Source organism: Thioclava sp. PTB-PU3-1 (assembly GCF_055666785.1).
This window is the reverse complement of the sequence record NZ_JBVNVL010000014.1, coordinates 1-6,291: the sequence shown is the minus strand read 5'-3', so window position 1 is coordinate 6,291 and position 6,291 is coordinate 1. Positions and strand designations below refer to the sequence as shown.

Genomic DNA, 6,291 nt, shown 5'->3' with positions numbered 1-6,291 from the left:
GTAAGCGTTTTGCCGATCCCCTACGCGGCGATGCTTGACGGGATCTGGTAGTTCCAGGGCATGAGTGCGTCGATGCGGCTTTTGGGATGCCCATCGAGCAAGGCGCGCAAGGTGTCGGAGAGGTAGCTGACCGGATCGACGTCGCACATCTTGCAGTTTGCGATCAGGCTCGCGAGCAATGCCCAGTTCTCTGCTCCGACCTCGTGCCCCGCGAAGAGCGCGTTTTTCCGTGTCAGAGCGATCTTCCTGATCTGGTTCTCGACCGGGTTGGTATCCAGCTCCAGACGGCCGTCTTCAAGGAAACGCGTGAGGCTGGGCCAGCGCGCCAGAGTGTAACGGATGTCCTCGGCCAACTTGGATGAACGCGGGATGCGCGAGAGCTGTGCCTCGAGCCAGGGACGGAAAGCGGCGATGACCGGTGCCGAGAGGTCGCGCCGGGCAGCAAGTCGGGCGTCTGGAGCAAAGCCGCGCACGGATTTTTCGACGGCATAGAGCTCGGCGATCTGGCGCAGAGCTTCCTCGGCAATCGGCGACCCATCTTTTTCCAGACGCTTCACGAACCGCCGACGCGCATGCGTCCAGCAATGGACGAGCGTCCATGGGCCTTCAGGCCGGTCGACCTTGGTGAGCTTGTCATAGGCTTCATAGCCGTCGCATTGCACGAACCGCCCGCGATAGCCCTCAAGGAATCGAAGTGCATGCACGGCACCGCGGCCGGGCGCGTAGTGGAACATCACCACGGGAGGGTCTGCGCCACCGTGCCCCCGATCATCGGCAACGATGGCCCAGAAGTAACCGGTCTTCGTCTTCCGTCGCCCGGGGTCGAGCACCGGTGCTCTTGTTTCGTCCATGAAGATCCGGTCCGCACCTTTCAGCCGCTCCTTCAGGTGATCGGCGATCGGACGCAGGTGGAAACAGGCGCGTCCCACCCAGTTGCCGAGCGTGGCCCGGTCCAGGGTGATCCCCTGCCGGGTATAGATTTCGGCCTGCCTGTAGAAGGGAAGATGATCGCCGAACTTGGCCACCATGACCTGCGCGATCAGGGCCTCTGTGGGCAACCCGCCGGGCACGACATGTTCCGGGGCGTGGGCCTGCGCTACCGTGCCGGAGCAGCGCCGGCAGGCATATTTGGGCCGGCGGGTGACAAGCACGCGGAGCTGGGCCGGAACCACGTCGAGCCGCTCGGAAACGTCCTCGCCGATCCTGGCCATCTCGCCGCAACCGCAGGGGCAGAGGGTGCTTTCGGGTTCGATGATCCGTTCGATCCGGGGCAGATGTTTTGGAAGGTGACCCCGGTTTCGGTTCGGCCTGCCGCTCTCGGCAGCGCCTTGTCCCTTCAGGGCGCGTCGCGCCTTCTCCTGCGCCGCCTCCAGCACACCCTGCGCCAGTTCAACATCTTCGAGCGGCAAATTGAACTGCTCCGGATCGAGCTTCTCGGATCTCCGCCCGAACTTCTCCCGCCGCAGTTCGCTGACGATGCTTTCCAGTCGTCGCTGCGACTCGACCGCATCGACAAGCGCCGCCTCGGTCTCGGCGAGGCGGGCTTTCAGAAGTGCGTTTTCTTCGGCCAGAGCGGTGTCGGTCATGACTGCGATCAAGCACACGGGGCGGCGCCCTGCCACCGACAAATCATCCCCGAGTCATTCTGCCGCAGCTCCTACCCCGCCAAGTCTGGTCGCCGCACACGCTCGGGGCGAACAAGCCGCCAGTCGAGCCCTTCGAACAATGCCGAGAACTGTGCTGGCGATATCTTGATCACACCCTCCTGCGCCTTGGGCCAGACGAATTTCGCACCTTCCAGGCGCTTGTGGATCAGCACGATGCCGGTCTGGTCCCAGACCAGCACCTTGATGCGGTCCGCGCGCTTGGCGCGGAATACAAAGGCCGCGCCGCTGAACGGATCGAGATCCATCGCCTCCTGAACCAACAGCGCCAGACCATCCATGCCCTTTCGGAAATCGGTCGGACGCGTGGCCACATAGACGCGCAGCCCACCAGCCGGCGAGATCATTGCGATGCCGCCCGGATCGCGCGGATTATCCGGGTTAATTGCGCGTCGTCGATATCCGGCGGCACATGCAGGGTCACACCGTCGACCACCATCTCGATCCTGCCGGGTTTGATCGCACTGCCGCACCCTTTCGGGATGGATGCAGGCCGAGCCGGCTTCGGCTCCACGACAAGCGCCGCGAACATCGGTTCGTCAGTTGCCCCAGCGGGCAGAGCCAGCGCCCCGGCCATCAACTTCTTGCGCCAATCGTAGACCTGCCAGCGGGTCACGTCATGTCGCCGTGCGACATCCGCCACCTTCGCTCCGGGCGCCATGCTTTCCGCCGCGATCCGAGCCCGTTCCGCCTCGCTCCGCATTCGCCGGCCCGACCGGCCCTCGTAAATCTCGATCCTGCCCGCGTAGCCATCCGCTGAGCTGCCTAAAGAGCCGTCCATTTTGCCGTCCTCTCCTATGCCTCATCTCGGCACAGGACTCCCACAGATGATCCCAGAGCGGCAGGAGGGGGGCGGCAAAGCGCTTACGCTCTTTGAGGTCCAAGCCCAGCAAAAATGTAGGGCGGCTGTACCCCTCGGGCACCCCAAGATGCCCTACGCAGCTCGCTGCGAATGCTCTGTCAGGGATTGAGCGAGCGCCATCAGCAACGTGCCGATGCGGTGCGAGGACGCCACCGCGTCGGCACGCCGCTGACGCCGTCATCTATGGAGTGTCTTCAGGTTGTCTCAAGCTCAAACCGCCCCGATACGCTCAGGCGATATCGTCTCGTTTCGCTTCCCTTATTCCGAAGGGTTTTCACCATATGCCCGGCCAAGCCTCGTTCTCGAGACTTCGGAGAATGAACTTCTGCTCGCGTATTGCACGAGCTCGCACGAACGGGCCAACTCCGGCTTTGATATCCGAGTGAGTACGGACTACGCTGCCTGCGGGCTTGAGCGTGCAAGCCGGTTCGTTCTTGCTCGACGCATTCGTGTTCTCCGAACCGATAAAAGGATCATTTCGAATGACGCAGGTACTGCGATCATTGGGCGGCTGACGGATGATCTTCTGTTGCGCAAAGGTCATTTGTTAATGCTCATCAGACAGAGCTGGAAAGATGAATGCCAGCGTCTCGCGGCTGAGTGCTGTGGTTTGCATCCAAAACGCAGAAGGCGTCGCGTCAAACCAAACGAGCCTCACCAAGTCTAACACAACAAGAATGATTTTTCTGGTTTCCAAGTGTCGTGAAGATTTCAATGGGCCGCCAGCCTGTCGTCCACTTCCATTTGTCTTGCCGTTCTCATGAATGACCTTTTGCTTAGTCGGGAGATAGGCACGTAGTTCGCAGACCAAAAACGTTTGTCACCGTTTTATTTGAGCTGCGCTTGACACAGATCGGGCTCCACGGAAGACAAAAAACAGCACGCTCAGTGCTCTTTCTAAGTGTTCCTATGTTCTCTTTGTTCGGAGCCCTATTTGTGTAGCTCTATCAATGTCTTGTAGGGTGTCGTATCGCAGAAATTCCGTATCGTGTCGTAAAAATTTCCGGAAATATCGTAATTTTTCCACGACTTATCGCAATTTTTCCAATTTCTATCGCAATTTTTTCGCGCTGTTCGGAGGGCCTGCGGGTGCCTATCTGCCCGCTGCTTTCTTGGCGTTGATGCAAAGTTTCAGCGGCCTAAAGCGACGTCGAAAGTGTGGGCGGTAATGTCTGCTGATCTTTTTGAACTGAAGCCTTTCGACCTATCTCTCATTGGTTGCACCAGGAAAAGGCCTGAAAATTGCTCAATCAAATCAGCGGTACATCCCGTCGGAGGTTTTCACGCTTGCGGATGCCGCGACCCCACTGCTACGGCAGGCTGAACAGTCTAAACATGAAGAGCCGATCAATCGGCAGTTTTTCCGAGAGGTCGTTAGCTCAACGACGAGTGATAAGCTACTGCGCGAGCGCGTGGGCGACCCGGTCGTCGTGATCGACGAGGTGGATAAGGTCGGTGATGTGCGTTCACATCGAGGCTTCAGCTTTGCGCTGAGCAACTCACTCTTGCCGATGCTCGGACTCCTCAGCGCCCGGACTTGGAGCTGCCCCTATTGCCGGGTGCGGTTCGATATGCGCTGGATCAGCTGGATTCTGAGCTCGAACAACCGTCGGGCGGTGCCAGCGCCGCTGCTGAGCCGCTGTCGCGTGCTCGATATCCCGTCGCTTTCTGGCGCGCATCTGACGTATTTCGCGCGCCGCGAAGGGACAGCACGCGGCCTGCCGGCGGATACGGTCGAAGCGCTGGTGGGCATGCTGCGAGGCGCCGAGCGCGGATAAGATTTGCGCGGGGTGATCAAGCTGATGATGGTCTCGTGGCGCACGAGAACCGACCGACTTTGTAGTGAAAAAGGGAGGGCGAAATGGCGGAGTGGGCGGATTGCGGACCTTGGCCGCGGTGACAATCCGATCACCCAGAAAAGATGGAAGCCGACATTCAGAGCGGACCAAGATCGAGGTTTGTTCTGCATCGCCGCATGACGGCACCGAGCCCATTTCCGCCATTGAGGCCCGAGCGCATCCATTCACACTCGGGCCACGCGGTTTGCTTACGTGCGTCTGAGATTGTCGAAGTCCTGCCGAAGCGGGGCGGTGTCATAGATGATCGTCAGTTTCTCGAACCGATCTCGCGCGTCGTTCAGTTCAAACACATCAACACATTCAAACGACACCAGCTTACCGTCAGCCAAGGTCCATTCGTATCGGAAGTGAAGGGCAACCGATTTCGACATTTCAGACGTGTCGAACACATTCAGTAACGAGGTTTCTGATCTGTTCGTATCTTTGAAAAGATCGGCATAGAAATCAAAGGCATCTAGCACCCCATAGAGCGGGGATACAACCTTCGCGTTGTCGCTGAAGAGGGCGCGCACATCCGCGAGATTCCCCTCGTTCAGGGCTTTTAGATAGTCGATGCAAAGCTGTTTGGTCGTCATTTTAGCTCCATTGAAAGAGCCGCGACCGGGGATGTCCGAAGAAGCAAACCGCCCAATCACGGCGGTTTGGATCAGCAACACCATCCACCGCCTCAGGAGCGGCGGTAATAGGTGCCTTGAGCAAGCTGGATGTGCTGACTGATCATGAAGGCCTGATATCGCTGGCGGCGCGAGAAGGCAATGCGTGTTCGACCAAATGGCCGCTTTGTCCGGCTTCGCTCCCGTTCGGGCAGCGTGCGGCGAAGGTCGACAGCGAGCCCAATTTCAGCTTTCCGCGCTGAACGAAACGCCCCTCCGGGCAAGCCGGGGCGGTTCAAATTGTGAAAAATTTCGTTGAGTGTAAGAGTGAGGGGGAACGGAAGGGCGCCAACTGATGCTAATTGAAACCCGGACATTGTACGTAATGACCGTCCTGGCGTTGATGAGTACGCCGGGACCAAGCCAGTTATTGATGCCCGCCGCGCCACTTTGTCTCCTAGGTCATGTTGACAAAAGGGATTTACACCCCGGGATAGGCGTGATTCAAGCTGGTATCTGCGATGGAGACCAGCTTGGCACGAGACCTTATGTCGGACGAGGAATGGGTGTTCTTTGAGCGGTTCATCCTGGCAGCCCGTGCCCCGAACGGGCGCAAACCGATGAACCACCGCCTTGTTCTTGATGGCGTTTTCTGGATTGCCCGCACCGGTGCGCCGTGGCGGGATCTTCCCGAGGAGTTCGGGAAATGGTCGAGTGTGTATCGGCAGTTCCGCCGCTGGACACTTGCAGGACTTTGGGAACAGATCCTGGAGGTGCTGACCGAGAGCAGGATCGTTCCCGACGCGCTGCAAATGGTCGACAGCACCGTGGTTCGTGCCCATCATCAGGCAGCGGGCGCTAAAGGGGGACTCCGCGACAGGGTCTTGGCCGTTCGAAAGGTGGTTTCACGACCAAGATCCACCTTCGCGTGAATGCCGCTGGCCTACCGATGCGAACCGACATCACGCCCGGCCAGACCTCCGACTACCTCGGCTTCGATCTCGTCATGGACGACAACCTGCCCGAACCCTCTGTTCTGCTGGCCGACAAGGGTTACGATGCTGACAGCATTCGAGAAGGCATGCGCAACCGAAATATCCAACCAGTGATCCCAATGCGGAAGTCGCGCAAGAAGCGCGTCGGAGTGGACCGGCCCCTCTATCGCCTGAGAAACCTCGTGGAGAGGTGCTTCAATAAGCTGAAGAACTCCCGTCGCGTAGCGACCCGCTACGACAAAACCGTCCAAAGCTTTCTTGGCTTCATCGACATCGCCTCGATCCGCCTCTGGCTCCGCCATTTGTCAACATGACCTA

General features: G+C 59.1%; 7 protein-coding genes. 3 read left to right on the top strand and 4 right to left on the bottom strand.

The window, feature by feature from the left end; translation table 11 throughout:
- Positions 1 to 20 precede the first annotated feature (20 nt).
- From tnpC to tnpA, 3 genes are all read right to left on the bottom strand, one after another.
- Positions 21 to 1,586 carry an IS66 family transposase gene (gene tnpC / locus ACZ7GB_RS19830; RefSeq protein WP_472158831.1) on the bottom strand — a complete coding sequence of 522 codons (1,566 nt, stop codon included), beginning with the start codon at positions 1,584 to 1,586 and terminating at the stop codon, positions 21 to 23.
- A 71-nt stretch (positions 1,587 to 1,657) separates the two neighbouring features.
- On the bottom strand, positions 1,658 to 2,011 hold the full coding sequence (gene tnpB / locus ACZ7GB_RS19825) for an IS66 family insertion sequence element accessory protein TnpB (protein WP_472158832.1): 354 nt from the start codon (positions 2,009 to 2,011) through the stop codon (positions 1,658 to 1,660).
- Positions 2,008 to 2,445 carry an IS66-like element accessory protein TnpA gene (gene tnpA, locus ACZ7GB_RS19820; RefSeq protein WP_472158834.1) on the bottom strand — a complete coding sequence of 146 codons (438 nt, stop codon included), beginning with the start codon at positions 2,443 to 2,445 and terminating at the stop codon, positions 2,008 to 2,010. Before tnpA ends, tnpB begins: the two co-directional genes overlap by 4 nt.
- Positions 2,446 to 3,938: 1,493 nt before the next feature.
- Here tnpA and ACZ7GB_RS19815 point away from each other — a divergent pair.
- Complete coding sequence (locus ACZ7GB_RS19815) at positions 3,939 to 4,304, top strand: P-loop NTPase family protein (RefSeq protein ID WP_472160143.1); 366 nt, start codon at positions 3,939 to 3,941, stop codon at positions 4,302 to 4,304.
- A gap of 269 nt (positions 4,305 to 4,573) precedes the next feature.
- Here ACZ7GB_RS19815 and ACZ7GB_RS19810 read toward each other — a convergent pair whose 3' ends face one another.
- Positions 4,574 to 5,044: a nuclear transport factor 2 family protein gene (locus tag ACZ7GB_RS19810; protein WP_472160142.1), complete on the bottom strand. Its 471-nt coding sequence runs from the start codon at positions 5,042 to 5,044 to the stop codon at positions 4,574 to 4,576.
- A gap of 32 nt (positions 5,045 to 5,076) precedes the next feature.
- Here ACZ7GB_RS19810 and ACZ7GB_RS19805 point away from each other — a divergent pair, with 32 nt between their 5' ends.
- Together ACZ7GB_RS19805 and ACZ7GB_RS19800 are read left to right on the top strand one after the other, a co-directional pair.
- Positions 5,077 to 5,241: a hypothetical protein gene (locus ACZ7GB_RS19805; protein WP_472160140.1), complete on the top strand. Its 165-nt coding sequence runs from the start codon at positions 5,077 to 5,079 to the stop codon at positions 5,239 to 5,241.
- Positions 5,242 to 5,499: 258 nt separating this feature from the next.
- Positions 5,500 to 6,287 (top strand): IS5 family transposase gene (locus tag ACZ7GB_RS19800; protein WP_139291266.1). Its coding sequence is split into 2 segments (ribosomal slippage): positions 5,500 to 5,839 and positions 5,839 to 6,287, totalling 789 coding nucleotides; the frame shifts between segments, so codons are not numbered across the junction.
- The last annotated feature ends 4 nt before the right edge of the window (positions 6,288 to 6,291 follow it).

Coding starts and splice junctions, on each gene's coding strand:
- tnpC (WP_472158831.1), bottom strand. CDS start 1,586: ATGACCGACACCGCTCTGGCCGAAGAAAACGCACTTCTGAAAGCCCGC.
- tnpB (WP_472158832.1), bottom strand. CDS start 2,011: ATGATCTCGCCGGCTGGTGGGCTGCGCGTCTATGTGGCCACGCGTCCG.
- tnpA (WP_472158834.1), bottom strand. CDS start 2,445: ATGGACGGCTCTTTAGGCAGCTCAGCGGATGGCTACGCGGGCAGGATC.
- ACZ7GB_RS19810 (WP_472160142.1), bottom strand. CDS start 5,044: ATGGTGTTGCTGATCCAAACCGCCGTGATTGGGCGGTTTGCTTCTTCG.